At 61.9% G+C, this 22,732-nt stretch carries 25 protein-coding genes; 14 read left to right on the plus strand and 11 right to left on the minus strand.

Going from position 1 to position 22,732, the window contains the following annotated elements; all coding sequences use genetic code 11:
- Positions 1-16 precede the first annotated feature (16 nt).
- Positions 17-817 (plus strand): AraC family transcriptional regulator, encoded by an 801-nt coding sequence (locus CSAL_RS17125; protein WP_011506050.1) that lies wholly within the window; start codon positions 17-19, stop codon positions 815-817.
- Between the two features lie 243 nt (positions 818-1,060).
- Here the strand turns inward: CSAL_RS17125 and CSAL_RS03820 are convergent, their stop codons facing one another.
- A complete protein-coding gene (locus CSAL_RS03820; RefSeq protein WP_011506051.1) occupies positions 1,061-1,945 on the minus strand; it encodes a LysR substrate-binding domain-containing protein in 885 nt (294 codons plus the stop codon).
- Positions 1,946-2,199: 254 nt separating this feature from the next.
- On the opposite strand from CSAL_RS03820, the gene CSAL_RS03825 reads away from it, so the two are divergent.
- Positions 2,200-3,066, plus strand: coding sequence for a DMT family transporter (locus tag CSAL_RS03825; protein ID WP_011506052.1), 867 nt, complete (start codon positions 2,200-2,202; stop codon positions 3,064-3,066).
- On the opposite strand, the gene CSAL_RS03830 is transcribed toward CSAL_RS03825, so the two are convergent.
- Entirely contained in the window at positions 2,974-4,395 is a 1,422-nt protein-coding gene (locus CSAL_RS03830) for an MFS transporter (RefSeq protein ID WP_011506053.1), read from the minus strand. The genes CSAL_RS03825 and CSAL_RS03830 overlap by 93 nt on opposite strands.
- A 110-nt stretch (positions 4,396-4,505) precedes the next feature.
- Here CSAL_RS03830 and CSAL_RS03835 point away from each other — a divergent pair, with 110 nt between their 5' ends.
- From CSAL_RS03835 to CSAL_RS03875, 9 genes are all read left to right on the plus strand, one after another.
- Positions 4,506-5,357: a helix-turn-helix transcriptional regulator gene (locus CSAL_RS03835; protein WP_011506054.1), complete on the plus strand. Its 852-nt coding sequence runs from the start codon at positions 4,506-4,508 to the stop codon at positions 5,355-5,357.
- Positions 5,358-5,624: 267 nt separating this feature from the next.
- On the plus strand, positions 5,625-5,828 hold the full coding sequence (locus CSAL_RS03840) for a cold-shock protein (RefSeq protein ID WP_011506055.1): 204 nt from the start codon (positions 5,625-5,627) through the stop codon (positions 5,826-5,828).
- Positions 5,829-6,100: 272 nt separating this feature from the next.
- Positions 6,101-7,048: a DUF808 domain-containing protein gene (locus tag CSAL_RS03845; RefSeq protein WP_011506056.1), complete on the plus strand. Its 948-nt coding sequence runs from the start codon at positions 6,101-6,103 to the stop codon at positions 7,046-7,048.
- A gap of 348 nt (positions 7,049-7,396) precedes the next feature.
- The gene (locus CSAL_RS03850) at positions 7,397-8,167 is read left to right on the plus strand and encodes a FadR/GntR family transcriptional regulator (protein WP_011506057.1); all 771 of its coding nucleotides are present in this window, start codon (positions 7,397-7,399) and stop codon (positions 8,165-8,167) included.
- Between the two features lie 7 nt (positions 8,168-8,174).
- On the plus strand, positions 8,175-9,161 hold the full coding sequence (locus CSAL_RS03855) for a TRAP transporter substrate-binding protein (RefSeq protein WP_011506058.1): 987 nt from the start codon (positions 8,175-8,177) through the stop codon (positions 9,159-9,161).
- A 65-nt stretch (positions 9,162-9,226) separates the two neighbouring features.
- Complete coding sequence (locus CSAL_RS03860) at positions 9,227-9,694, plus strand: TRAP transporter small permease (RefSeq protein ID WP_011506059.1); 468 nt, start codon at positions 9,227-9,229, stop codon at positions 9,692-9,694.
- 9 nt (positions 9,695-9,703) lie between these two features.
- Positions 9,704-10,978, plus strand: coding sequence for a TRAP transporter large permease (locus CSAL_RS03865; protein WP_011506060.1), 1,275 nt, complete (start codon positions 9,704-9,706; stop codon positions 10,976-10,978).
- Positions 10,979-10,998: 20 nt separating this feature from the next.
- On the plus strand, positions 10,999-11,445 hold the full coding sequence (gene rpiB / locus CSAL_RS03870) for a ribose 5-phosphate isomerase B (RefSeq protein ID WP_011506061.1): 447 nt from the start codon (positions 10,999-11,001) through the stop codon (positions 11,443-11,445).
- A gap of 182 nt (positions 11,446-11,627) precedes the next feature.
- On the plus strand, positions 11,628-12,104 hold the full coding sequence (locus CSAL_RS03875) for a LabA-like NYN domain-containing protein (RefSeq protein WP_011506062.1): 477 nt from the start codon (positions 11,628-11,630) through the stop codon (positions 12,102-12,104).
- A gap of 47 nt (positions 12,105-12,151) precedes the next feature.
- Here the strand turns inward: CSAL_RS03875 and CSAL_RS03880 are convergent, their stop codons facing one another.
- Positions 12,152-12,556, minus strand: coding sequence for a RidA family protein (locus tag CSAL_RS03880; protein ID WP_011506063.1), 405 nt, complete (start codon positions 12,554-12,556; stop codon positions 12,152-12,154).
- Positions 12,557-12,721: 165 nt separating this feature from the next.
- Here CSAL_RS03880 and CSAL_RS03885 point away from each other — a divergent pair, with 165 nt between their 5' ends.
- Positions 12,722-13,642: a LysR family transcriptional regulator gene (locus CSAL_RS03885; protein WP_011506064.1), complete on the plus strand. Its 921-nt coding sequence runs from the start codon at positions 12,722-12,724 to the stop codon at positions 13,640-13,642.
- 54 nt (positions 13,643-13,696) lie between these two features.
- Here the strand turns inward: CSAL_RS03885 and CSAL_RS03890 are convergent, their stop codons facing one another.
- The 3 genes from CSAL_RS03890 to CSAL_RS03895 all read right to left on the minus strand — a co-directional run bounded on the left by CSAL_RS03890 (position 13,697) and on the right by CSAL_RS03895 (position 14,586).
- The gene (locus CSAL_RS03890; protein WP_011506065.1) at positions 13,697-14,086 is read right to left on the minus strand and encodes a GFA family protein; all 390 of its coding nucleotides are present in this window, start codon (positions 14,084-14,086) and stop codon (positions 13,697-13,699) included.
- Positions 14,087-14,215: 129 nt separating this feature from the next.
- Positions 14,216-14,341, minus strand: coding sequence for a winged helix-turn-helix transcriptional regulator (locus tag CSAL_RS17825; RefSeq protein ID WP_370599262.1), 126 nt, complete (start codon positions 14,339-14,341; stop codon positions 14,216-14,218).
- Positions 14,326-14,586: a winged helix-turn-helix transcriptional regulator gene (locus CSAL_RS03895; RefSeq protein WP_244846482.1), complete on the minus strand. Its 261-nt coding sequence runs from the start codon at positions 14,584-14,586 to the stop codon at positions 14,326-14,328. Before CSAL_RS03895 ends, CSAL_RS17825 begins: the two co-directional genes overlap by 16 nt.
- A 93-nt stretch (positions 14,587-14,679) precedes the next feature.
- On the opposite strand from CSAL_RS03895, the gene CSAL_RS03900 reads away from it, so the two are divergent.
- Positions 14,680-15,006 carry a nuclear transport factor 2 family protein gene (locus CSAL_RS03900; RefSeq protein WP_011506066.1) on the plus strand — a complete coding sequence of 109 codons (327 nt, stop codon included), beginning with the start codon at positions 14,680-14,682 and terminating at the stop codon, positions 15,004-15,006.
- Positions 15,007-15,132: 126 nt separating this feature from the next.
- Here CSAL_RS03900 and CSAL_RS03905 read toward each other — a convergent pair whose 3' ends face one another.
- The 4 genes from CSAL_RS03905 to CSAL_RS03920 all read right to left on the minus strand — a co-directional run bounded on the left by CSAL_RS03905 (position 15,133) and on the right by CSAL_RS03920 (position 19,814).
- Positions 15,133-16,059 carry an alpha/beta fold hydrolase gene (locus tag CSAL_RS03905; RefSeq protein WP_244846484.1) on the minus strand — a complete coding sequence of 309 codons (927 nt, stop codon included), beginning with the start codon at positions 16,057-16,059 and terminating at the stop codon, positions 15,133-15,135.
- A gap of 226 nt (positions 16,060-16,285) precedes the next feature.
- Positions 16,286-17,518: a nucleoside permease gene (locus CSAL_RS03910; RefSeq protein ID WP_011506068.1), complete on the minus strand. Its 1,233-nt coding sequence runs from the start codon at positions 17,516-17,518 to the stop codon at positions 16,286-16,288.
- A 29-nt stretch (positions 17,519-17,547) separates the two neighbouring features.
- Positions 17,548-18,627, minus strand: a complete 1,080-nt coding sequence (locus CSAL_RS03915; protein WP_011506069.1) for a sugar phosphate isomerase/epimerase family protein — start codon at positions 18,625-18,627, stop codon at positions 17,548-17,550.
- A complete protein-coding gene (locus CSAL_RS03920; protein ID WP_011506070.1) occupies positions 18,624-19,814 on the minus strand; it encodes a Gfo/Idh/MocA family protein in 1,191 nt (396 codons plus the stop codon). Before CSAL_RS03920 ends, CSAL_RS03915 begins: the two co-directional genes overlap by 4 nt.
- 221 nt (positions 19,815-20,035) lie before the next feature.
- On the opposite strand from CSAL_RS03920, the gene CSAL_RS03925 reads away from it, so the two are divergent.
- Positions 20,036-21,034 (plus strand): LacI family DNA-binding transcriptional regulator, encoded by a 999-nt coding sequence (locus CSAL_RS03925; protein ID WP_011506071.1) that lies wholly within the window; start codon positions 20,036-20,038, stop codon positions 21,032-21,034.
- A gap of 162 nt (positions 21,035-21,196) precedes the next feature.
- Here CSAL_RS03925 and CSAL_RS03930 read toward each other — a convergent pair whose 3' ends face one another.
- Complete coding sequence (locus CSAL_RS03930) at positions 21,197-22,708, minus strand: DUF2252 domain-containing protein (protein WP_011506072.1); 1,512 nt, start codon at positions 22,706-22,708, stop codon at positions 21,197-21,199.
- Between the last annotated feature and the right edge of the window lie 24 nt (positions 22,709-22,732).

A 22,732-nucleotide genomic window follows, 5' to 3' on the forward strand; every position in this document is an offset into this window, starting at 1 on the left:
TACGGATTTCGGACAAATGACTGCTCAAAACGGCCAAGATGTCTGGCACGAGGATATCCTCGATGATTCTGCAATTGCTGTTTTGTCTTACCCGATAGGGGAAATGCAGCGAGATCAGCTCCATAGTCACGGATATCACCAGATAGCGATGTGTGAGCAACCTGGAGCGACATTGCTTCTCGGTTCTCAGGTTGTCAGCATCCCATGGAATGGTGCTTTGCTGGTGCCGAGCGGTACCGATCATGCCCTGACGTCCGAAACCCGGTGCGTCATAAGGTGCATCTATTTCAAAGCTGCACTCCCGAGCACATCAATCGGATCGCTATTTCTCAATCGGCTTACAAAGGAGTTGATCAAAGAGATCTCTACGTCATACGTGACGGAGAGGTCGCGCCGGTTAATGGAGGCATGCCTATACGATCAGATTGGTCAGCTTCTATGGTCATCAGGAAGCGGGATGATGCCCCCATCACGCTCACTTAGGGTGATCTGTAAGCATATTTTTGACACACCCGAAGATGATACTCCTGTCGCAACGCTGGCAAAGGACGCAGGTTTAAGCGAGCGATCTTTGCGTCGTTTAGCACGTGACGAGCTTGGCTGCACTATTTCTCAGATTCGGACTCGGTGCCGAATCTACAAGGCTACTCAGCTATTGCAGGCTGGTGTTCCTGTGAAATTAATTGCGGCCGATGTAGGCTACCAATCCAACAGCGCTTTTTTTTCAGCATTTCGGGAGATAATGGGTATGTCTCCGGCCCGCTTCCAAGCAGAGTGTGCCGCTTCCCGTAGCCTCAGTCATTTACGATTAAAATGATGAAGGTTTTGGTGGTATGAAGGTCCGTCTAGCGAGCCAACAGGCAGCGCAGGCCAGCACTTTTCCGGTTTGTTAGAGGTTGATGTGGCACAGTACCAAGTGTAACATTTGGTACTTTTGACGGTTGGGTTATCCATATCTCGGTGCGTTGTTACTCAAGTCGCCCCTAAGGAAGTTCCACCATTCGCCCCAATTACCTAGGTAACCTAGCTAGCCGGCTCTCCGCATAATTATTCCCCTTATTCAGTAAAACTCACTCGATGCACTAGTCTGGTATTTTTTAACTTCGTCATGCAGCCATCGGCGGAAATGTGGAAAGCAGGAATGCATAGGGCGGTGCCGCGAACGAACCAGGTAGTGGCGCTTCGGCATTCTGATCCATTGACTGGCGAGCGTGACCAGGTCGCCTCGCTCCAGCCAGGGAGCCACGTGCGTGTAGCGTCCGAGCACCACGCCCATGCCGTTGACCGCCGCTTCCGTCAGCGAGCTGGTGTCGTGTAGCTCTATGCTTGATCGCATAGCCTCGCCCATTACCTCGTCTCCAAACCAACTCGACCAGAGATCGTCAGGGTCGGGGAGGCGAGGCCACCGTGCCGGATCTTGAGCATTCGAGCCCATTTGTGCGACCACATCTGGGCTGGCTACGGGGATTACCCACTCGTCAAAGAGCGGTTCCACCTCGATATCCGGCCAGTCTCCCCGCCCAAATCTCAGTGCTGCCGTGACATGCCCATGAGCGAGATCGCTTAGCTGACTGCTGGTCTCGATGCGAATGCGTGCGTCGGGACAGCGCAACTGGAACCGTTTGAGGCGCGGCATCAGCCAGCTGGAAGCAAACCAGGGCATGACACTCACGGTAAGTGGCCCTTCTTGCCCTGTCTCCGGGCGCAACGCCATTTCGATGGCCTCGATCGGATCAGAGATGCGGTCCTTGAATCGCTGCCCTTCACCCGTCAGCGCCATGCCATGGGGTGTTCTGCGCAACAGCTTGGCCCCCAGACGCTGCTCCAACTGGCGAAGGCGGTGGCTCACGGCACTAGGAGTCACGTGCAGCTCTTCCGCTGCCAGCGTCAGGCTGCCCGTCCTGGCGACAGCCAAAAAGCTCTGTAAGTGCACGATTTCTTTCATCTTTTGAGCCTAGTTCAAAGCTGATTGAAAAACTCTCGGTTGTTTTAACAGGGGGCATTTGTATATTTGTCGATGCCGCTAAAGGCAGCCCTATATGACTCGCTCTTGTGCGCCAGTGGCTCTGCTCTTTACAGAACCATGTACTGCTCGGGTAAGAGCCACTAATCCATTTTCTCACGCTGCTACAACATCATGGTCATTCCATGGTTTCTTGAAAAGTGCCTTTGTCGAGCCCCAGTCGATATAGAGGATCTATGCAAAAAACTAAATGGGTTTATACGTTCCTGGCAGTAGCGGTGCTGGCCATATCGACGACAGCGCCGCTGGTTAAGCTGGCCGATGCCACTGCGCCAGTGATTGCCTGCTACCGGATGCTTTTCGCGACTTGCCTGGTAGCGTTTCTGGTTCTGTTCGGTCGAGACTCCTTACTGAAAATAGATGGTAAGCGATTGGCCTATTGCGCGGTGGCTGGCTTTCTTTTAGGGCTGCATTTCATTACTTGGTTTTCCTCTCTAGATTATACGTCGGTGGCTAGCTCGGTGACCCTTGCCACCATGCAGCCTCTTTTTGCCTTCATCATTGGATACTTTCTCTACCACGAACGCCTGAACCGTGGCGCCGCGCTGGGCGCGATGGTATCGGTACTGGGAGGCATCATTATCGGTTGGGGCGACTACCGGGTGTCGGGGGTTGCATTATGGGGGAATTTGCTTGCTCTTTCTGCAGCGTTCCTTGCCACTGTCTATTTTTTCGTGGGTCAGCATGCGCTGAAAAGTGTCAGCCTCAATGTCTATACTTTCTATTGCTATGGTTTTGCCGCCATTGCCATTGCCTTGTACTGTTTGGTGACGGGGAATGCCCTTTCAGCCGTCAATCGAGATGATCTGCTCATCTTCTTTCTGCTCGCGCTGTTGCCGACCTTGCTCGGGCATTCCGTGCTCAATTATTGCACTCGGTTTATCAGCGTCTCCCTGGTCTCCATGGCGATGCTCTGCGAACCGGTTGGGGCTTCGGTACTGGCATGGCTGTTACTGGGCACATTGCCGACGGTGACTCAGCTTGTCGGTGGGGCGTTGACGGTTCTCGGAGTTCTGTACTTTCTCCGTAAACGCAGCAACTGAAATGCACGGCGCTTTTTGCTGAGTGCCCAGCGGGCCTTGGTTGATCAGTCGCCATCGTATGCAGCGATCATGACCGGCCATCTTGAATCCTATAGGCAGCACAGAACGCCGCCCGATCGGCGGCGTTAGTACCACGGGGGCGAGTTCACGAATCGGGGCAGGCCATTCCGTGTGCATGCGGTCGCTTCCATAGCCATGCCTGCACGCCCATGCCTGATAGCGCCACGACCCCGGCGACGATGGAGAGTGTATCGACAGGCATCCGCAGCGCCAGGGCGAGTCCGCCGAGCGAGGCGCCAAGGGCGCTGCCGAGATAGAGAGCGGATTCGCGTTCAGGGCCACCGCGAGATTGCCGTCGCCCTGTGGTTCGCGAGCTTTCATCAACTCGTTGTTCTGGGGCACCTGCAGTGCCCAGCCCACGGCACCCCAGAGCGCGATGGGGATCAGTGCCAGCCAGGAGCTGATGTCGAGTAGCAGTGGCAGGGCGATCAGCGCGATACCCAGCAGCAGCATGATGGAGAAGGTGAGCCTGGGACCCGAGAAGCGGTCGACCAGCGTGCCGATCAAGAAGCTGCCGAGCACGCCGCCTACGCCCCACACCCATAGATAGGGCGTTACCGAGCGCTCACCGTGCACATCGATCAGTGGCGCGATGAAGGTATACATGCCCAGACTGGCGATGGCGGCCAGCAGGGAGATGCCGAGCAGGCCGATGACCCGGCGGTCGGTCAGGATGGAGAGCTTGCGTCGCATCGGCACCACCTGGGTGGCGGGCATGGGCGGTAGGCGGAAGATCAGCCCAACCAGTGCCATCAGCCCGATCAATGCAATCAACCACAGGGCGGCTTGCCAGCCCCAGCGCTCTGCCAGTATCAGACCGAGAGGCACGCCGAGCACGGTGCCGCTCGCCATACCCCCCATGATGATCGAGATCGTCTTGCCGCGAGCCCCCGCCGGGGCCACGCCAACGGCCGCCGCAATGCCGATGGCGAGATAGGTGCCCGCCGCCATGCCGGCCAGTACCCGCCAGGCCATCAGGGCGGCGAGGCTGGTGGTCAGCGCGCTCGCGGCGTTGGCGATCACGAATAACCCCAGCATCAGGAACAGGCCGCCGCGCTGGCGATGCGCGGGCAGCAGGGCGACACACAATGGCGAACCCAGTCCGTAAGCCAGCGTGAAGGCGGTGACCAACTGGGCGGCCACGGATACCGAGACCGTAAAGTCGGCCTGAATCATCGGGATCAGCCCGGCAGTGACGTAAGAGGCCATGCCGAGCGCGAAGGCGCCGATGGCCACCAGATAGGTGGTGCTATGTGTTCCGCGTGTCATCTGTGCTTTCCTCGAGATGTCGAATAGCAGTGCAGGGAAGTACGCGGAGTGTGCGGTTGGCTTTAGAGGGTTACAATTTAACTGTTTATGCTATTACTAGAGGCAACAGAATGGCCCAGGAGAGAACGCTAGACCGCACGCGCCAGGAACTCGCCGAATTTCTGCGTACCCGTCGTGAGCGGATATCGCCCGAGTCGGTAGGCCTCCCGGCGGGATCGCGTCGGCGCACGCCGGGGTTGCGGCGAGAGGAAGTCGCGGCGCTCTCGGGCGTGGGAGTAACCTGGTACACCTGGCTGGAGCAGGGGCGCGAGATCGGTGTGTCGTCGACCTTTCTCGATAACCTGGCGCGAGCACTGCAACTGGACGCGGCTGAGCGGCGCCATCTGTTCCTGCTGACTCACCAGCGCCCGCCGGTCGAACCGGGCAAGACTTGGTGTCAGGTGCCGCCTCTGGTGAAGCGCCTGATGGATGACCTGACGACACGCCCCAGCTATGTGCTGAACCTGCGCTGGGACGTGCTGGCCTGGAACGACGCGGCGGCGCGGGTGTTCGGCTTCGACCGGCAGATCGCCGAGTATCGCAATCTGCTGTGGATGTTGTTCACCGACCCCGAGCTGCGCCGGGTGATCGCCGACTGGCCGGCCCAGGCGCCACGCATTCTCTCCAGCTTCCGACGCGACTATGCGCGAGCGGATGGCGACCCTGCCATCGTTAACCTGGTGAAAGAGCTCTCCGCGCACTCCCCCGAGTTCCGCCAGTGGTGGCACCGCCACGAGGTGGACGCCCCATGCCAGGGCGTGCGCGCGCTCGATCTCGATGGGCTGGGCAAGGTCGGCTTCGAGCACACCAGCCTCATCGTCGACGAAGGCCGGCACCTGCGCCTGGTGGTCTATGCCGTGCAGGAAGGCGATCCTCAGGCCGAGGCTTTTGCTCGCTGGGTGACTGGCGAAGGCGGGGGCTAGACTATGTCAGTCTTCGTGCCCCTCTCGTAGACCCGGTGAGCGCAGCGGACTCCGGGTGAATCCGCATATCTCAACTCGGTGGCCCTAAACCCCATTGACGTCCCCTCGCCAGCATGAAACGATGTGTCTCGTTGGTTAGCAAGTCGTATATGTCAGTTGTACTCGAATCGTTCGGTAGTCTGGTTATATCCCCTTGTTTGGCCCACTTCATCTGGGGTAGTACCCGGCAATTGTAGTAAAAGCGCTTTCGCGCTGAGGAATTCGAAAATGGCAACTGGCACAGTTAAGTGGTTTAACGACGCAAAAGGTTTTGGCTTCATTTCTCCCGCCGAAGGTGGTGACGATCTGTTCGTCCATTTCTCCGAAATTCAGGCTGAAGGCTTTAAATCCCTGCAGGATGGTCAAGAAGTCTCGTTTGACGTGACTCAGGGCAAGAAAGGCCTTCAGGCTTCAAACGTAAAGGCTCACTAACTCTGGGTTAGCCTGCGCTGTCGAGCCGCAAGGCTTCGAGCACCAAAGCCCGCTTCGGCGGGCTTTGGTGTTTCTGCGTGCTAGAAACGCGAGATTTCGCCTGACGTTGAGTTTCCAACATCGCTATTCACACCTGTCTCACCCACCTTCCACCCCACATGATGCACTTTCTTCCCTAACCACCAGGCCCATGCAGTATTAACGCCCCTGAGACCCCCGGTAGCAGCCATGTGCTTTACTATCGTTACCTTTTATTGATGCAGGAGGCTTCCATGATCGGCGGCTTGATAGGACTACTGGATGACATCGCCGCATTGGCGAAGTTGTCCGCAGCATCACTGGATGATGTGAGTGCTGCCGCTGGGCGTGCGACGGCAAAGGCGGCCGGGGTGGTGGTCGATGATGCGGCGGTGACCCCGCAGTACCTGCAGGGGGTAACGGCGGAGCGCGAACTCTCGCTCGTGAAGAAGATCGCGATGGGGTCGATCCGCAACAAGCTGATTTTTATCCTGCCGGTGGCCTTGCTGCTGAATCACTTCTTGCCCGGGCTATTGCCGATCATCCTGATGGTGGGGGGTACCTACCTGGCTTTCGAGGGCGCGGAGAAGGTCTGGCACAAGCTCTCCGGGGAGCAGGATGACGACAAGCCGTCGGTCGAAAAGGGGCCGGAGGCCGAGAAAAAGATCGTCAGCAATGCCATTCGGACCGACCTGATTCTGTCCGCCGAGATCATGGTGATCGCGCTTTCCGCCGTCTCCCATCAGGGATTCTGGTCACAGCTGGCGAGCCTGGTGGTGGTCGCGTTTTTCATCACCATTCTGGTGTATGGCGTGGTGGCGCTGTTGATCAGGATGGACGATCTCGGCCTGAAGCTCGCCCAGCGCGATAGTTCGGGGATGAAGAAGCTGGGCCGTAGCCTGGTGACTGCCATGCCCAAGGTGCTGACGACCATCTCGGTGGTGGGCACCGTCGCCATGCTCTGGGTGGGCGGGCATATCCTGCTGGTCAACCTGGGTGCCGATGGCACGGGCTGGTTCAACGCGCCCTATGCGTGGGTACACCATGTCGAGCAGGGCATCGCCGAGGCAACCGGTGGCTTGGGCGGCATGCTGGGCTGGAGCTTCAATACGCTGTGCTCTGCGTTGATCGGCTTTCTGGTGGGCTCGGTCGTCGTGGGTGTGCTGCACTTCATCCCCTCCAGAAAGGCGCAGACCGAATAGGTACGCGCCGGGAAGTACGTATCAGACCTCACAGAGCCCGCCACTCGGCGGGCTCTTTGTTGGGTCGAGATCCATGCGCTGCGCCGTACGGGCGGTGGCCCCTCGGGCCGGGATAGGCCATGGCTGCGCGCCATTCGCCGAATGGGCTGGCATGTGCTTTAAGTGGTAAGACCAGTTGTTGAGTACGAAAGTTTAATTGTTGACCACACGGAACCGCCATAGGGTTGATTGCAAGAGGGCTTGATGGCGCTTCCCCGCCAATGTCGAGCTTCGAAGCTTCGCTGATGCTTCAGTTAGAACAACGATGGCGTGTCATTGGTGCCAAGAGGTAAGACCAGAGGAGGATGCATGGCTGAGGAGACGACCCGAGGGAAGGGCGAGGAACTGCGCGGCGCCGAGAAGGTGTTCGGGTATTTCCGCGATCAGGTCCTTTCGGGGGCGCTGAGCCCCGGGGATCGTCTGCCCAGCGAGCGCGAGCTGTCGCTGACCCTGGGAGTGGGGCGGCCGTTGCTGCGCGAGGTCATGCGGTCACTCAACATGCTGGGCGTGCTCGATATCCGCCATGGCAAGGGGGCTTTCATCGCCCGCGCCAACTTCGGAATGCTGTCGGATTTCTTCACCTTTTATCTGGCCCAGGAGCAGAGCGCGCTCGATGACGTCATGCAGGCCCGTATCGCCATCGAGTGTCAGGCTATCCGCCTCGCCTGCGAGAGAGCCACGGATGCCGACATTTCCCGCATCGAGACCTGCTTCACGCAGTTGACGGAGACCGTGGACGACCCGGAGCTGGGCGGTCGCTCGGATTATGAGTTCCACATCGCCATCGTGGAGGCGAGCCACAGCCAGACGTTGATCACCCTCTACCACGCCATCTCCAACATGCTGCTGAAAAGTCACGTCGAGCGGCGAAGAACGACGGCGAACGCACCCGAGATCATCGAGAGCCACATCGACTCCCACCGCCAGGTGTTCTTGGCAATCGTCGAGGGCGATGGCGACCTGGCCCACCAGAGGCTCCGCGAACACTTCGCGATCGGCGACGAACTGCGCCGGCGAAGCATCATTGCTGCCCATACCAAGGGCAGCGCCAGCACGTACTCAACCGACAAATATAAGTGAGGCACGCATGTTCACGAGAATCGGCATGGGAGTGGCCACGGCGGCATTGGCGCTGGGCCTGACCACTACGGCATCCGCTGAAACCCTGCGCTACGCCCACGTAGGGGCGGAAGGCGACCTTCAAACCCGCTACGCGGCCGAAGCCGCCAAAGAGATCAACGAGGCGACCGACGGCAACATCTCGGTTCAGGTCTTTCCCGCCAGCCAGTTGGGTGGCGTGGCCGAAATGGTGGATGGGGTACGCATGGGGTCCATCGGCATGGGCCATCATGACTTTGCCTCGCTGGCTCGGATCGTGCCGGAGGCGGCTGTCTTCAATGCCCCCTACGTCTATCGCGATGCCGAACATGCCCTGAACGCGACAGCGCCGGAGTCGCCGGCAGTGCAGAAGATCAATCAGCAACTGATCGAAGAGGGTGGTGTTCGCATCATCGGCAGGATCTATCGGGGCAAGCGCCATATCTCTTCCAACTTCGCGGTCAAGACGCCGGAAGATCTCGACAACAAACCCTTCCGGGCCGTGCCGCTGGATCTCTGGGTCTCCATGGTCAAGGGCTTTGGCGCCACGCCGACACCCGTCGCGGTCTCGGAGCTGCCCACGGCACTGATGACCGGGCTGGTGGTCGGCCAGGAAAACCCGCTGACCATGATCAACGCCAACCAGCTGTACGAAGTCCAGTCGCATGTCTCGCTCACCGGCCACATGGATTCCGTGCTGGCGGTCTTCGTGAACGAGCAGGCGTGGCAGTCGCTGGATGAGTCGGATCGCAGCGCCATCAAGAAGGTGCTCGACGAGAAGGCAGAGCAGTCGCTGCAGTGGGCAGAAAGCTCGGAAGACGAGTTGGTGCAGACACTGACGGACAAGGGCATGACGGTGCTGGACGAGGACGACGGGCTGGACGTGGAAGCCTTCCGCGAGCAGGTGCGGGCCCAGGTCGACCAGGACTTTCCGAACTTCAAGCCCTACATCGATATGATCTCGAAGGTCGAGTGAGTTAGCGCCAGGAGCCCCGGCATGGGGCTCCTTGGCGAATGGTTCGTCAGTAAAGGAGTGTCGGCATGCATCTAGTCAGGAGGCTGCTGGAAGGGTTGTGCGCCTTGCTGCTGGCGGGGATCGTGCTGGTCCCGCTGGCGCAAGTCATCCTGCGGCAAGTCTTCACCAGCCCGATGGTCGGGGCGGAGGAGTTCACCCGCTTCTTGCTGGTCTGTCTGGTCTTCATGGCTTATCCGTTGGTAGTCGACAACGGCGAGAACATCGTCATGGCCGAGCTTCGCGAGTCGTTGCCGACATGGCTGCGCGGGCCCGTGAAGGTGGTGATTCTATTGTGCACGATCGCGGCCAGCGCCTTCATCGCCTATGCCACGGTCATCACCATGCAAGCGAACCTCGGCAATACCACGCCGACCCTCAAGATTCCGTTCTGGCTGTTTTTGGGATCGACATTGCTCGGGTTCAGTGCCGCATGCCTGTTGCATATCGTCCATGGCACCAAGCCACCCGCCGCTGACGCCGGACCCAACCAATAAGGGGTAATCATGGGCATTGCCTTGATCATCGGCTTCCTGGCCCTGTTCATTCTGGGGTTCCCGGTCGTTTATTCCATTCTGATTCCCTCCATTGGTTATGTGCTGATCGAGGGCTTTCCCAGTGGTCTGCTGGCCCAGCGCATCACCTATGCACTCGACAGCTTTCCCCTGGTGGCCGTGCCGATCTTCATATTCGTGGGCAACATCATGAATCTGGCGGGCGTGACCGAGCGCATCTTTCGTTTCGCCGATACGCTGGTGGGCCGGGTGCCGGGCGGGCTGGCACAGGTCAACATCTTCTCCAGCCTGATCTTTTCGGGGATGTCCGGCGCGGCACTGGCCGATGTCGGCGGGCTGGGCAAGATCGAAATCGAGGCTATGCGCAAGCGCGGCTTTGCGGCGCCTTTCTCCGCTGCCGTCACGGCCTCGTCGGCGGTCGTGGGGCCGATCTTTCCGCCGAGCATTCCCCTGATCGTCTATGGCTCGGTGACCAGTGTCTCCATCGTGCAGTTGTTGATCGCAGGCATCGTGCCGGCACTGATCTGCATCGCCTTGCTGATGGCGACGGCAGCCGTGCTGGCGCTGCGTGGCAACATGCCCCGTGCGGAACGCCGTCCCACCCTGGGGGAGGTCTTGTCGGCACTGCTGCCGGCGCTACCGGCGCTGCTGGCGCCGGTCCTGATGATCGCGGGGATGATGAGCGGCCTGTTCACCCCGACCGAAGCGGCGGCGGTCACGGCCGGTTATGTGCTGCTGGTCAGCGGGGTGGTGTACCGGGAACTGACCTGGGCGCACTTGTGGAATGCCATGCTGGTCACGCTTCGCAGTACCAGTGCCATCTTGATCATCGTCGCCGCCGCCTCGTTGTTTGGGTGGATTCTGGCTGTCGAGCAGATTCCCCAGGAATTCGCCGGCTGGATCCTGCAGGTCTCGAAGGACCCGCTGGTACTGCTGCTGATCGCCAACCTGATCTTCTTTGCGGTGGGCATGTTCCTCGATTCCACCACTGCCACGCTGCTGGTGGTGCCGGTGATTGCACCGCCCATGGTGCTGGCCGGTGTCGACCCCGTGCACCTGGGCATCGTGGCGATCTTCAATCTGATGATCGGCCTGCTGACGCCGCCCATGGGGCTGTCGTTGTACCTGATTTCGTCGATTGCCAGAATATCGCTGCGCCAGCTGCTGTGGGCGCTGATTCCCTTCTATGTGCCGCTGCTGACGACGCTGGCCATTATCACGTTTGCCTCGGACCTGGTGCTCTGGTTGCCCGGCATGCTTCGCTAAACAAAACCTGGAGTGGATATATGAAGATCGTCATCGGCTCGGATCATGCGGGCTACAGGCTCAAGGCCTCGGTGGTGGAATACGTGGAATCGCTCGGCCATGAAGTGATCGACGTGGGGTCGCACGATGACACCCCGGTGGATTTCCCCGATATTGCGAAGCAGATGGCCGGCAAGGTGACGAGTGGCGAGGCGGCCCGGGGCTTGATGGTCTGCGGTACCGGCGTGGGCGCCTCCATTGCCGCCAACAAGATTCGCGGCATTCGCGCCGCGGTGTGCCATGACATCCATTCGGCGCATCAGTGCGTCGAGCACGATGACGTCAACGTGATGTGCATCGGCGCGCAGATCGTCGGCCCCTGGCTGGCCAACGACCTGATCAAGGCCTATCTCGAAGCCGAGTTTTCCACCAGCGAAGAATTCCGCCGGCGCGTGGAAAAGCTGCATGCCATGGAGAACGATGGCTAGCACCGCAATCGAGAAGTTACCCAGGCCGCCGAGCGCCGGTCAGCGCTGGCGGCCACGAAATCCAACCAACCATCCAGCCCCTGCCCTGAAGCCGAACGCGTCGGTTATCACGTATCATGCAGTCAAGCCAACGCTTGCCTTTCGGGGCTGGCGCCTCACCGCCTGCCGGGGATCTCCTTGCCATGACACGCGTCGCCATCTTCGTGGATACCCAGAACGTCTACTACACCGTGCGCGAAGCCTACGGCAAACACTTCGATTACCGCCGGTTCTGGGCGAGGGCGACGGCGAATCGGGAGGTACTGACCGTGCGCTGCTATGCCACCGACAAGGGCGACGCGAAGCAGCGCGAGTTCCAGAATATTCTTCGCTCGATCGGCTTCGAGGTCAGGCTCAAGCCGTTCATCCAGCGCGCGGATGGCTCCGCCAAGGGCGATTGGGACGTGGGCATCACGCTGGATGCCATCGAGTACGCGGCACAGGCGGATGTGGTGGTGCTGGTCTCCGGCGATGGCGACTTCGACCTGCTGGCGGAGAAGATCCGCGAGGTGCATGGCAAGCGCGTCGAGGTCTACGGCGTGCCCAAGCTCACCGCCAATTCCCTTATCAACGCCGCGAGCCAGTTCATCCCCATCGAGGGCGAGCTGCTGCTGGGGTGAGGCGGCCAGCCGGCCCGCACCATCCGGCTGGCCCAGCGGTGGTTCGATCAACCGGCTGCTGATTCCGGCAGCTTCGCGATTACCTTGATTTCAAAATCGAAGCCATAGAGCCAGGTGACACCCACGGCGGTCAGCGTCGGATGAGGCGCGCTCCCCCAGAACTCCGGCACTACCTTCCAGGCCGTCTCGAAGGTCGATTCGGGGTCGACCATGAACACGGTGACATCGACCACGTCGTCGAAGGTGCACCCTGCGGCTTCCAGGATCGACGTCAGGTTGTGGAAGGCGAGCCGGACCTGCGCCTCCAGATCCGGCTCGGGGGAGCCGTCTTCCCGGCTGCCCACCTGGCCCGAGACGAATAGAAATCCATTGGATCGAATCGCCGGTGAATAGCGGTTCCGCTCGTAGAGCGCCTGGCGACCGGCCGGGAAAACGACGTCACGCTTGGTCATGTGCTGTCTCCGTCAGTGGGCCGCAGCGACCCGTGTCAACGATGGTGATAATTTAAGAGGCGGGCGGGCGCGGATAAACGCACCAGTCTGGTCATCACTGTTTGTCGAGCACGAACAATCTCGAGGCACCCGGGGGCGCCATTTCGGAATCTATTTGGGAAAGCCATGGACCGTTTCGATGCAATGCGGGCGTTTGCGCGGGTGGTGGAAACCGGCAGCTTCACCAAGGCCGCCGACACCCTGCACATGAGCAGGACCAGCGTCACGCAGCTCGTGCAGCAACTGGAGGCACGCTTGCGTGTCAGGCTGCTGAACCGCACCACGCGCAAGGTCAACGTGACCGCCGACGGGGCTGCCTACTATGAGCGCGTGCTGAGGCTGTTGGCCGACCTGGACGATGCCGAGACGAGCCTTTCCGGCGCTGCGAGCGAGCCGCGAGGCCGGTTGCGGGTGGACGTCCCCAGCCCGCTGGCGCGCATGATCCTGATACCGGCGCTGCCTGAGTTCCATGCCCGCTACCCGGACATCCAACTGGACTTGGGCGTCAGCGATCGCATGGTGGACATCATCGATGAGAAGGTGGATTGCGTCGTGCGCGGTGGCGAGCTGACCGACCAATCGCTGATGGCACGGCGCATCGGTGACTTGCCGCTAGGAGTCTATGCCTCGCCAAGCTATCTGGAACGCGCCGGCTCGCCCGCGCACCCCGGCGACCTGGAGAATACCCATCACCGCGTGGTGGGTTTCCTGGGGTCCCGGTTCGGCAAGCCCTTCGCCATGCATCGCCGGGAGGAGAGCATCAAGGTACAAGGCCGCTACGTCCTGTCGACGGACGATGGCAACAGCTACCTCGCGGCGGGGCTGGCCGGCCTGGGCATCCTGTGGCTGCCGGACTACATGGCCAGGGAGCATCTCGCCTCGGGTGAGTTGGTGGCCCTTTTCGAGGATTGGCGGCTCGACCCGATGCCGCTGTACCTGGCGTATCCGCCCAACCGGCATGTCAGCGCGAAGCTGCGCGTGTTCATCGAGTGGATCGCCGAGCTGATGGCGCGGCATGCGCCCGTCATCCATCCACCTCTTTCGTGACGGAGCCCGGCTGATGGCTCTAGACCGTGGTGGTCCGGTCGGCGTCATGCTCGGTCAAGTGTCAGCCCCGGGCGGCGTGCGATCTCGTTCGTGACGCTCCGCGAGCGGAAACGGCGGCAGCCAGTGTTCACGCCGAATGGTCCATAGCTCATAGGTCGGCATGAATCGATCGGGGACATCGAGCGTCCCCAGGTGGACTTCGACCTCGCCATCGCTCATCGAGAAGACCGACGAGCCGCAGATGGAGCAAAAGTAGCGTCCCTGGTACTCGTGCGGCTCGCCTTCGATGGTCACCGCTTCCGCGAGGTAGTCGGCGGCGGCATAGAAGAGCGCGCCGTGATGCTTGCGGCAGTCCATGCAGTGGCAGATGCCGACCCGAAGTGGCTCGCCATGCGCAGTGACTCGGATTTTGCCGCACAGACAGCCACCAGTTGATAATTTCATTGTCGATTATCCTGATGAATCAGAAACGTTGTCGCCTCTCGGCCCCTGCTCGAATCACCGATGCACCCGTCCAGGCGTTCGGACGCACCCTCGCGCCATCCTCGCGGCACAGGGACTGGCCGATAGGCGTTAGTCAGCCGTCTCCTGATTCGGCGCCTCCCGTGGTTGCAGCGCTTCTTTCTGTTCCGCCCATTTCAGCAGGGCATCCAGTGCCGGGCACAGGGCCTGACCCCATTCGGTCAGGCGGTATTCCACCTTGGGCGGTACGGTACCTGCGGGTAGACCTTGCGGGTCACGATGCCGTCCGCCTCCAGTTGGCGCAGTTGCTGGGCCAGCATTTTCTGGGAGATACCCGGGATCAGTTTTTCGAAGTCCGAGTAACGCTGTACCTTGCCGTCGAACAGGTGAAACAGGATGACCAGTTTCCAGCGGCCTTCCAGCAGTTTCAGCACGTCTTCGACGCCGACCGCCGCGGTCGAAGGGGTATAAACCTTTCTCATGAGTGCGTGACTTACTTTTGGGTGCGTTCTTGATGAAATGTAAGCCTAGGAAGAAGATGCCCATAGGGCAACTTTCCTGCGACGAGGACGACCATGACACTTTCCCTGTTTCCCGCCATTGCCACCTACTTCGAGGTCAGCAACGGGCAGGACGCCACCCGCCTGACCGACTGTTTCACGGCGGACGCTGCCGTGCTGGACGAAGGCCACATCCATCAGGGGCATGACGCCATCCAGGCCTGGATGGCCGGGACGAGAAAGGCCTTCGAGTACAGCGTGACACCCTCGGTGGTGACGCAAGAAGGGCACCGGGTGATCGTTGTCGCCGATGTCATCGGCAACTTCCCCGGTAGCCCGGTGCGACTCGAGCACCGCTTTCTGATGTCGGGTGACAGGATTCAATCTCTGGAAATTGGCTGATGGCGATGAGCCAGTGGGGCCACGTCGCATTCGCCATACGCGACACGATTGGGTTGAAGTACCGCTACGCACGGGTGTCGAGGAGAGCGGGCTCGATGTCCCCGTCGAGCCCGCAAAAGCCACGTATCAGCGCGCCTGTATGAACTCGAGCAGGTCGGCGTTGATCCGTTCGGGGTGCGTGGCGAACATGCCATGCGACAGGTCGGGGTAGGTCTTCAGCGTGCCGTTGGGCAGGAGCTTGACCGCCTTGTGGGCCGAGGCCGCGATCGGAACGATCTGGTCGTCCTCTCCGTGCATCACCAGCACGGGAATCGTGATCGCCTGGAGGTCGTCGGTGAAGTCGGTCTCCGAGAATGCCTCGATGGAGTCGTACTGGGCCTTGGCGCCGCCTTCCATGCCCTGTCGCCACCAGTTGTCGATCAGGCCCTGGCTGACCACGGCACCGTCGCGATTGAACCCGTAGAACGGGCCGGCGGGGATATCCTTGAAGAACTGTGCGCGATTGGCTGTCAGGGCGCTGCGAAAGCCGTCGAACACCTCCTTGGGCGTGCCTTCCGGATTGGCGGATGTCTGCAGCATCAGCGGGGTCACCGCGCCTATCAAGACGGCCTTGGCGACGCGGCCTGATTCTGCCCGGGCGACGTAGCGCGCGACGACGCCGCCGCCGGTGGAATGGCCGATATGAACGGCGTCTTTCAGATCGAGTGCGTTCACCAGCTCTGCCGTGTCGGACGCGTAGGTGTCCATGTCGTTGCCCGTATCGGTCTGATCCGAGCGCCCGTGCCCTCGGCGGTCGAAGGCGATGACACGGTAGCCCTGCGATAGAAAGAACAGCATCTGACTATCCCAGTCGTCCGCCGAAAGCGGCCAGCCGTGGTGAAAGACAATGGGCTGGGCGTCTTTGGCTCCCCAATCCTTGTAGAAAACGTTCGCACCGTCTCGAGTCGTAATGATTGCCATCTCTTTACCTTCTGTTGGTAGAAGCCGGATACCGATTTTCCAGGGGCTGGCGACTCGACAGGCGATGCTCGATTCTCGCAGTGGTTTCACCATCCCCGCTTGAACAGCCCTTGTAGATTAGCCTCCAACGACGTGAAGCGGTGTGTTCAGGAAGCGCTGTTCCTGCTGAAACGCAATGTTTTCGTCGACGACATGCGTTTCCTGTCCCGATCGCATTACCATACGTCAGTCGGCGGCTCCCGGGCGTGATCCTCGCGGAACATGTCGTGGTCCCGGTCGTGTCCGCCGGCATGGCGCCAGCGAACCGACCGCGGCCCTTTCAGGTACGTTTCACCTCGGGCGCTTGCCTGGCGCGGTCCTTGTCCTTGAAGGTCACCAGGAAGAGCAGCAGGACGGCGAGGGCGAAGCATGCGGGGAACAGCCAGATGCCTTGCCAGTCATGACCGCCAGCGGTGGCGTAGTGGTCGGTGACCAGGCCGGCGACCCAGAAGCCGATCAACATGCCGACCCCGTAGGTAGCCAGCGTGATCATGCCCTGGGCGGCACTCTGGAAGCGTTCGCCGGCACGTGCGTCGGTGTAGATCTGCCCGGAGACGAAGAAGAAGTCGTAGCACACGCCATGCAGGGCAATGCCGATCAGCAGCAGGTAGACGCCTTCACCGGCATCGCCGACGGCGAAGAGGGCGTAACGCAAGGCCCAGGCCAGCATGCCGACGATCAGCGTGATCTTGATGCCGAAGCGGTGGATGAACACCGGCAGCAGCAGCATGAACAAGACTTCCGAGACCTGTCCCAGGGTCATCTTGCCGGTGGGGTTGGCCACGCCGATCTCCGCGAGGAAGGGATTAGCGTTCTGGTAGTAGAAGGCCAGCGGAATGCAGATCAGTACCGAGGCGACAAAGAAGATCGCGTAGTTGCGGTCATTGAGCAGTTTCAGGGCATCGAGTCCGAGGATCTCCTTCAGCCCGCCCTTGCGGTTGTTTGCCTTGGGGGGCGTGGCGGGCAGGCTGAAGCAGTAGAGGCCCAGTGCCAGCGAGGCGATGGCACACATCAGGAAGGTATTGCGCAGCGCGCCGCCGGCGATGGCCTCGGCGCCGTCCCAGGAGAAGAGGTAGCTGATCGCCAGTCCGGCGAGGATCCAGCCGATGGTGCCCCAGACCCGGATCTTGGCGAATTCCTGCGAGGGATCGCGCATCTGGCGAAAGGAGACCGAGTTCACCAGCGCCAGGGTGGGCATGTAGAGGATCATGTAGACCAGCACCAACGGATAGAAGGTGGTGAAGTCCTGGGCGCGGTACAGACCGAACATCAGGGCGGCGCCGGCCAGGTGCAGCACGCCGAGGATGCGCTCGGCGTTGAAGTAGCGGTCGGCGATCAGGCCGATGATGAAGGGTGCGATGATCGCGCCCCATGACTGGGTCGAGAAGGCCATGCCGATCTGGCTTCCGCTGGCGTTCAGGTTCTGAGAGAGGAAGGTGCCCAGGGTGACGAACCAGCCGCCCCAGATGAAGAACTGCAGAAACATCATGATGCCGAGCCGTGTGCGTAGCATGGCGAACCCTCGTTATTGTGTGGTGGGTGTCAGTGCGTCTCGTCGAGCCCCAGCAGACGCCGGTTGCGCGCCGGGTCCGAGCCGGTGTCGGCGAAGTCGTCGAAGGACTTGTCGGCCCGCTTGATCAGGTGGCTGGCAATGAAGGGCGCGCCCTCGGCGGCGCCCTGGGCGGCATCCTTGAGGCAGCATTCCCATTCGAGCACCGCCCAGCCGTCGTAGCCGTATTGGGTGAGCCGCGAGAAGATGCCCTTGAAGTCGACCTGGCCATCGCCCAGCGAGCGGAAGCGACCGGGGCGGTCGACCCATCCCTGATAGCCGCCGTAGACCCCGCTGCGGGCGCTGGGCGTGAACTCCGCATCCTTGACGTGGAACATGCCGATCCGCTCGTGGTAGCGATCGATGAAGCCCAGGTAGTCGAGCTGCTGCAGCACCATGTGGCTGGGGTCGAAGAGGATCTTCGCCCGGGGGTGGCCGTCCACGGCGTCGAGGAAGCGCTCGAAGGTGGCGCCGTCGTGCAGGTCTTCTCCCGGGTGAATCTCGAAGCACAGGTCGACGCCCTGCTCGTCGAAGACATCCAGAATCGGCCGCCAGCGACGGGCCAGTTCGGCGAAGCCTTCCTCGATCAGCCCCGACGGCCGTTGCGGCCAGGGGTAGACGTAGGGCCACAGCAGGGCACCGGAGAAGGTGCCGTGTGCTGTCAGCCCCAGGCGACGGCTGGCGCGGGCGGCGAGCTTGAGTTGCGACTCGGCCCAGTGCCGGCGTGCGTCCGGCCGTCCATGCAGGTGCGCGGGGGCGAAGCCGTCGAAGAGTTCATCGAAGGCGGGGTGTGCCGCCACCAGCTGGCCTTGCAGGTGGGTGGAAAGCTCGCTGATCGCGACACCGGCCTCGGCGCAGCGTCCGGCCAGTTCGTCGCAGTAATGCTGGCTGTCGGCGGCGAGTTCGAGATCGATCAGGCGTGGATCGACCGTCGGCATCTGGACGCCACGATAGCCGAGCGAGGCGGCCCAGCGGGTGATGGTGTCGAGATCGTCGAAAGGCGGGTGGTCGTCGAGGAACTGGGCGAGAAAGAGCCCCGGACCCTTGATGCCGTTGTCGTGAGTGCCTGTCATGTCGTTGCCTCCGCGTCGTGCCGCTGGGAAGTGTCCTCGAGGGATGTCCACTTGGCGGTGCCGGCCTGGCTTTTCAGCAGGGCCTCGATGAAGGCCATGCCCCGCAGCCCCTCGTCCATGCCGGGAACGCCCTCGGCGGCGCCGCGATCGCCACGCCGGACGGCGTCGGCGAAGTCGCGGTAGAGGTTGGCCAGGGCCTCCAGGTAACCCTCGGGATGGCCGCCGGGCAGGCGCAGGCGCTGCAGGGCTTCCGGCGCCAGGCCGGGCTGGTCGATCCCCGCGCGCAGCACCCGCATGGGCTCATCAAGGCGCCGGTGAATCAGGGTGTTGGGCTCCATCTGCTGCCACTCCAGCGCGCCGCGATCGCCATACAGGCGGATCTTCAGGGCGTTCTCCTCGCCGGTGCAGACCTGGCTGGCCATCAGGGTGCCGCTGGCCCCTTCGGCGGTGCGGAACAGGGCGTCGCCGTCATCATCGAGACGCCGCTGTTCGCCATGGATGCCGAGGGCGGCGCAGAGCTCGGTGACCTGGTGTCCCGAGATGAACTCGGCGAGGCCGAAGGCGTGGGTGCCGATGTCGGCCATGCAGCCGCTGGCACCGGCGATGGCGGGGTCGGTGCGCCATCCCGCCTGCTTGTTGCCGGTGCCCTCGAGGTTGGTGCCGAGCCAGCCCTGGGGATATTCGACATGAATCTTGCGCAGCCGGCCGAGCTCGCCATCGCTGACCAGGCGGCGTGCCTGCCAGACCATGGGGTAACCGAGATAGGTGTGGGCGAGACCATAGAGGCTCTGACTCGCTTCGAGGGTGGCGGCGAGTCGGCTTGCTTCCGCCAGGGTGGTCGCCGCCGGCTTCTCGCAGAAGACATGGAAACCCGCCTCGATCGCCGCCTGGCTGATGGGCACGTGCAGGTGATTGGGCGTGACCACGACCAGCACGTCCATGCGCTGGTCGTCGGGTAGCCGGCGCTCGCCATCGATCAGTGACTGCCAGTCGGGGTAGAGGCGCTGTGCCGACAGGCCACAGGCTTCGCCGGTGCGGGCGTTGTTGCCGGGGTCGCGGCTGAAGCTGGCGCAGACCAGTTCGAGCTCGCCATCCAGAGCGGCGGCCAGGCGATGTACCCGGCCGATGAAGGCGCCTTCGCCACCCCCGATCATGCCCATTCGCACGCGTCGTTTTGCTGTTGTCATTCGTCCTCCACAGGGTTCGGCTGGACTGTCTCGACCGGTCTCATAGGTGAGTGTAACCGGTTACATTTCGCTGAAAGCTAGTCCGTGAACCGCACGGGTTCAATGAGACCTAGGTCGCAGGGAGGCGAACGGGAGTAGCGGTGAGCCAGGGGCGATGATGCAGTAGACTGGCCCGCATGATGGTGCCGAGGTAGGCGACGAGGGGAGGTAGACAGCCAGGCATGACCAATATTCGCAAGGTGGCCGAGCTGGCCGGTGTGTCGGTGGCGACGGTGTCGCGCGCCTTGAAGACCCCCGACGTCGTTTCGCCGGGCACGCGTGACAAAGTGTTGGCCGCCGTCGAGCAGGCCGACTATCGACCGAACCTCACGGCGGTGCAGTTCCGGTCGCAACGCACCCGTAACCTGGTGGTGCTGGTGCCGACCATCGCCAACACCTTCTTTTCCCAGGTGATTGGCGGCATCCAGGAAGCGGCGCAGCGGCGAGGGTACGGCATTCTGCTGTGCAATACACTCGGCGATGAACGTACCGAGCGGGCTTACGCCGGCCTGGTGTCGACCCGTCAGGCCGATGGTCTCATCCAGTTGCGCGCCTATAATCCCTTCACGGCCTCGGACGGCAAGGCGCGACCGCCGATGGTCAATGCCTGTGAGGTGCTCGACGAGGCACCGTGCCCCACCGTCAAGCTCGACAACCGAGCCGCCGCCCGGGCGGTGACCGAGCATCTGCTGGCACTGGGGCACCGCCGTATCGGCATGATCAAGGGGCCGCGCAACAGTCCCTTGACCCGGGATCGTCTGCTGGGCTTTCAGGATGCCCTGGCCGTCGCCGGCCTGGCGCCGGACGAAAGCCTCGTGTGTCCCGGTGACTTCACGCCATCCTCAGGGTACCGGGCGGCTGGCGATCTGCTGTCGCAAGCTGACCCACCCACGGCGATCTTCTGCGAAAATGATGAAATGGCCATGGGTGCCATGCGGCGCATCAAGGAAGCGGGGCTGCGGATACCTGAGGACATCTCGGTGGCGGGATTCGACGATATCGCCTTCGCTTCCTTCTGCGATCCTCCCCTGACGACCATCGCCCAGCCCGCCGAGGATTTCGGTCGCGAGGCCGTGGCCCTGTTGCTCGACATCATCGATGACCGGGATGGCGCAACGGGTGAGCATCGCATCATGCCCTTCGAGCTGGTGATACGCGAGAGCACCGGGCCGGCCGCTTGATCCCGGAGGCACGTGACGAGCCAGCTCATCTCCATCGAGGGCGATCTGCTGTTGGGTTGAGGCATCGGTGCACCATATCCACTGTGAGAATGTCCCTCGTGCGTGATCTTCGCGAGTAGCTCGGGCACCGAGCGTACCAAAGTGCACTTGGCACCGCCTGAATCACCGGTGTACCCAGTCCAGGTGCTCGAACGCGCCCCGAGCGTGATCCTCGCGGAACATTGCGTGGTCCCGATGCAGGCGGTCGGCGGCCTCGGTGGCGAATTCCACCATGTCCTCGGCGAACAGTGCCGGTGGGCCGATGGCATTGAGGATCGCGGGCTCGATGTCGTAGTCGAGCTTGCCGGATTCGTCCGAGAGGGCGTGCACGGTGGCAAGCACGCCGCCGCAGATATGGGCGTATTCCTTCCATTCACTCTTGGAGAGGTCGTCGAGGTCCATGTCGTCGCGGAACGGCGCGCGCTCGCGGGATAGATAGCTGTGCCCCTCGAACGTGACGTGGCCGTAGAAAAGATCGCCGCGTATCAGGTGCACGGCCTGGGCATGGCTGATGCGTTCGGCGAGGGTGTCCATTTCGTAGGCGGAGGGCGGTACCAGGCCGGACAGGGCGGAGCGCCGGGCCTGCTTGTACTCGATGATCAAGTCGTCCGTGCCGTCGCGCCGGGGGCCTTCGATCAGCACGTAATAGCGGTTGAGCCCCAGCGAGGCGGTGCCCTGGCCGAGACGTATCGCCACGTCCTTCACGTGCATGCCATGCTTGTCTCGTCCCTTGGCGCGTGCCGGCACGTCGATCTCGTTTTCCTCGACCAGCCGGTCGGTGATCGCCTGGAATTCGTCACGGCGCGACGAGATCGGCACCAGTTTCCTGGTCGGGCGGAAGCCGCTGCGTGTCTCGTTCAGGTAGTCGTCGGCGAGCCACTCGGCACGGTCTTCATCGGCGTCCTCGAACAGCTTGCGGATGAGCTTCGGCGCGTTGTCGTGACGCATTTCCTCATCCTGCTCGGTGCCTTCGCGCGCCAGCCGTTCCATCGTCTCGATGTAGCCCTGCACGAAACGACGCACGACCTTGACGCGATGCTTGTGCTTGAGCTCGCCCTCGGTTTCGGAGGCGATCATGAAGCCGACCGCGCCGCGTTTGATATCCCAGGTGAAGGGCGCGTAGTAGGCTTCGTCGAAATCGTTGACCGAGAAGATCGGCACGTTGTCCACGTTGGGCATGACGCCGAAGTTGCCGGGGTGAACGTCGCCGAGCGCGAGTACGGTGGGCATCCAGGCGTCGTCGCCGGCCATGTCGCGGTAGAACAACAGCGCCGTGCCGCGAAAGAACGAAAACAGCGAGTCGGAGAGCTGGTCGAACTTGGCGCCGGCTTCCTCGCAACCTTCCGCGATGCGTGTCTGGTGATCCTCGCGCAGCGTCTGGCGCACGTGCCGACGACGCTCGAACCCGGTCAGTGCGCGCGGGCGCAGCACGAACTCGCCAGCCGCCACTGCCTCGGCCAGGCGCTTGAAGGTATCGAAACGCGTCGCCACCACCGGCGCGGCGGCCTTCTCGAACGACTGCCGCTCGAGCGCCGCCGCCAGTTCCGCCTTGCTCATCTGCGAGCGTCCCGAGATCTCCTGCTGTTGCGCTTGCGCGTAGAGTGCCTTGCGCGTCGGTTCCGATTCCTGGCTCATGCATCCCCCTGCCTGTCCTGGCTA

It is taken from the genome of Chromohalobacter israelensis DSM 3043 (assembly GCF_000055785.1).
Lineage (GTDB): Bacteria > Pseudomonadota > Gammaproteobacteria > Pseudomonadales > Halomonadaceae > Chromohalobacter > Chromohalobacter israelensis.

What these genes read in the sequence shown, in the direction of transcription:
- CSAL_RS03905 (WP_244846484.1), bottom strand. Translation starts at nt 16,059, where the DNA reads ATGGTGAAACCACTGCGAGAATCGAGCATCGCCTGTCGAGTCGCCAGC.
- CSAL_RS03920 (WP_011506070.1), bottom strand. Translation starts at nt 19,814, where the DNA reads ATGACAACAGCAAAACGACGCGTGCGAATGGGCATGATCGGGGGTGGC.
- CSAL_RS03875 (WP_011506062.1), top strand. Translation starts at nt 11,628, where the DNA reads ATGACACGCGTCGCCATCTTCGTGGATACCCAGAACGTCTACTACACC.
- CSAL_RS03840 (WP_011506055.1), top strand. Translation starts at nt 5,625, where the DNA reads ATGGCAACTGGCACAGTTAAGTGGTTTAACGACGCAAAAGGTTTTGGC.
- CSAL_RS03910 (WP_011506068.1), bottom strand. Translation starts at nt 17,518, where the DNA reads ATGCTACGCACACGGCTCGGCATCATGATGTTTCTGCAGTTCTTCATC.
- CSAL_RS03930 (WP_011506072.1), bottom strand. Translation starts at nt 22,708, where the DNA reads ATGAGCCAGGAATCGGAACCGACGCGCAAGGCACTCTACGCGCAAGCG.
- rpiB (WP_011506061.1), top strand. Translation starts at nt 10,999, where the DNA reads ATGAAGATCGTCATCGGCTCGGATCATGCGGGCTACAGGCTCAAGGCC.
- CSAL_RS03820 (WP_011506051.1), bottom strand. Translation starts at nt 1,945, where the DNA reads ATGAAAGAAATCGTGCACTTACAGAGCTTTTTGGCTGTCGCCAGGACG.
- CSAL_RS03885 (WP_011506064.1), top strand. Translation starts at nt 12,722, where the DNA reads ATGGACCGTTTCGATGCAATGCGGGCGTTTGCGCGGGTGGTGGAAACC.
- CSAL_RS03895 (WP_244846482.1), bottom strand. Translation starts at nt 14,586, where the DNA reads ATGAGAAAGGTTTATACCCCTTCGACCGCGGCGGTCGGCGTCGAAGAC.
- CSAL_RS03865 (WP_011506060.1), top strand. Translation starts at nt 9,704, where the DNA reads ATGGGCATTGCCTTGATCATCGGCTTCCTGGCCCTGTTCATTCTGGGG.
- CSAL_RS03915 (WP_011506069.1), bottom strand. Translation starts at nt 18,627, where the DNA reads ATGACAGGCACTCACGACAACGGCATCAAGGGTCCGGGGCTCTTTCTC.
- CSAL_RS03880 (WP_011506063.1), bottom strand. Translation starts at nt 12,556, where the DNA reads ATGACCAAGCGTGACGTCGTTTTCCCGGCCGGTCGCCAGGCGCTCTAC.
- CSAL_RS03830 (WP_011506053.1), bottom strand. Translation starts at nt 4,395, where the DNA reads ATGACACGCGGAACACATAGCACCACCTATCTGGTGGCCATCGGCGCC.
- CSAL_RS03925 (WP_011506071.1), top strand. Translation starts at nt 20,036, where the DNA reads ATGACCAATATTCGCAAGGTGGCCGAGCTGGCCGGTGTGTCGGTGGCG.
- CSAL_RS03855 (WP_011506058.1), top strand. Translation starts at nt 8,175, where the DNA reads ATGTTCACGAGAATCGGCATGGGAGTGGCCACGGCGGCATTGGCGCTG.
- CSAL_RS03890 (WP_011506065.1), bottom strand. Translation starts at nt 14,086, where the DNA reads ATGAAATTATCAACTGGTGGCTGTCTGTGCGGCAAAATCCGAGTCACT.
- CSAL_RS03860 (WP_011506059.1), top strand. Translation starts at nt 9,227, where the DNA reads ATGCATCTAGTCAGGAGGCTGCTGGAAGGGTTGTGCGCCTTGCTGCTG.
- CSAL_RS03835 (WP_011506054.1), top strand. Translation starts at nt 4,506, where the DNA reads ATGGCCCAGGAGAGAACGCTAGACCGCACGCGCCAGGAACTCGCCGAA.
- CSAL_RS17125 (WP_011506050.1), top strand. Translation starts at nt 17, where the DNA reads ATGACTGCTCAAAACGGCCAAGATGTCTGGCACGAGGATATCCTCGAT.
- CSAL_RS03825 (WP_011506052.1), top strand. Translation starts at nt 2,200, where the DNA reads ATGCAAAAAACTAAATGGGTTTATACGTTCCTGGCAGTAGCGGTGCTG.
- CSAL_RS03850 (WP_011506057.1), top strand. Translation starts at nt 7,397, where the DNA reads ATGGCTGAGGAGACGACCCGAGGGAAGGGCGAGGAACTGCGCGGCGCC.
- CSAL_RS03845 (WP_011506056.1), top strand. Translation starts at nt 6,101, where the DNA reads ATGATCGGCGGCTTGATAGGACTACTGGATGACATCGCCGCATTGGCG.
- CSAL_RS03900 (WP_011506066.1), top strand. Translation starts at nt 14,680, where the DNA reads ATGACACTTTCCCTGTTTCCCGCCATTGCCACCTACTTCGAGGTCAGC.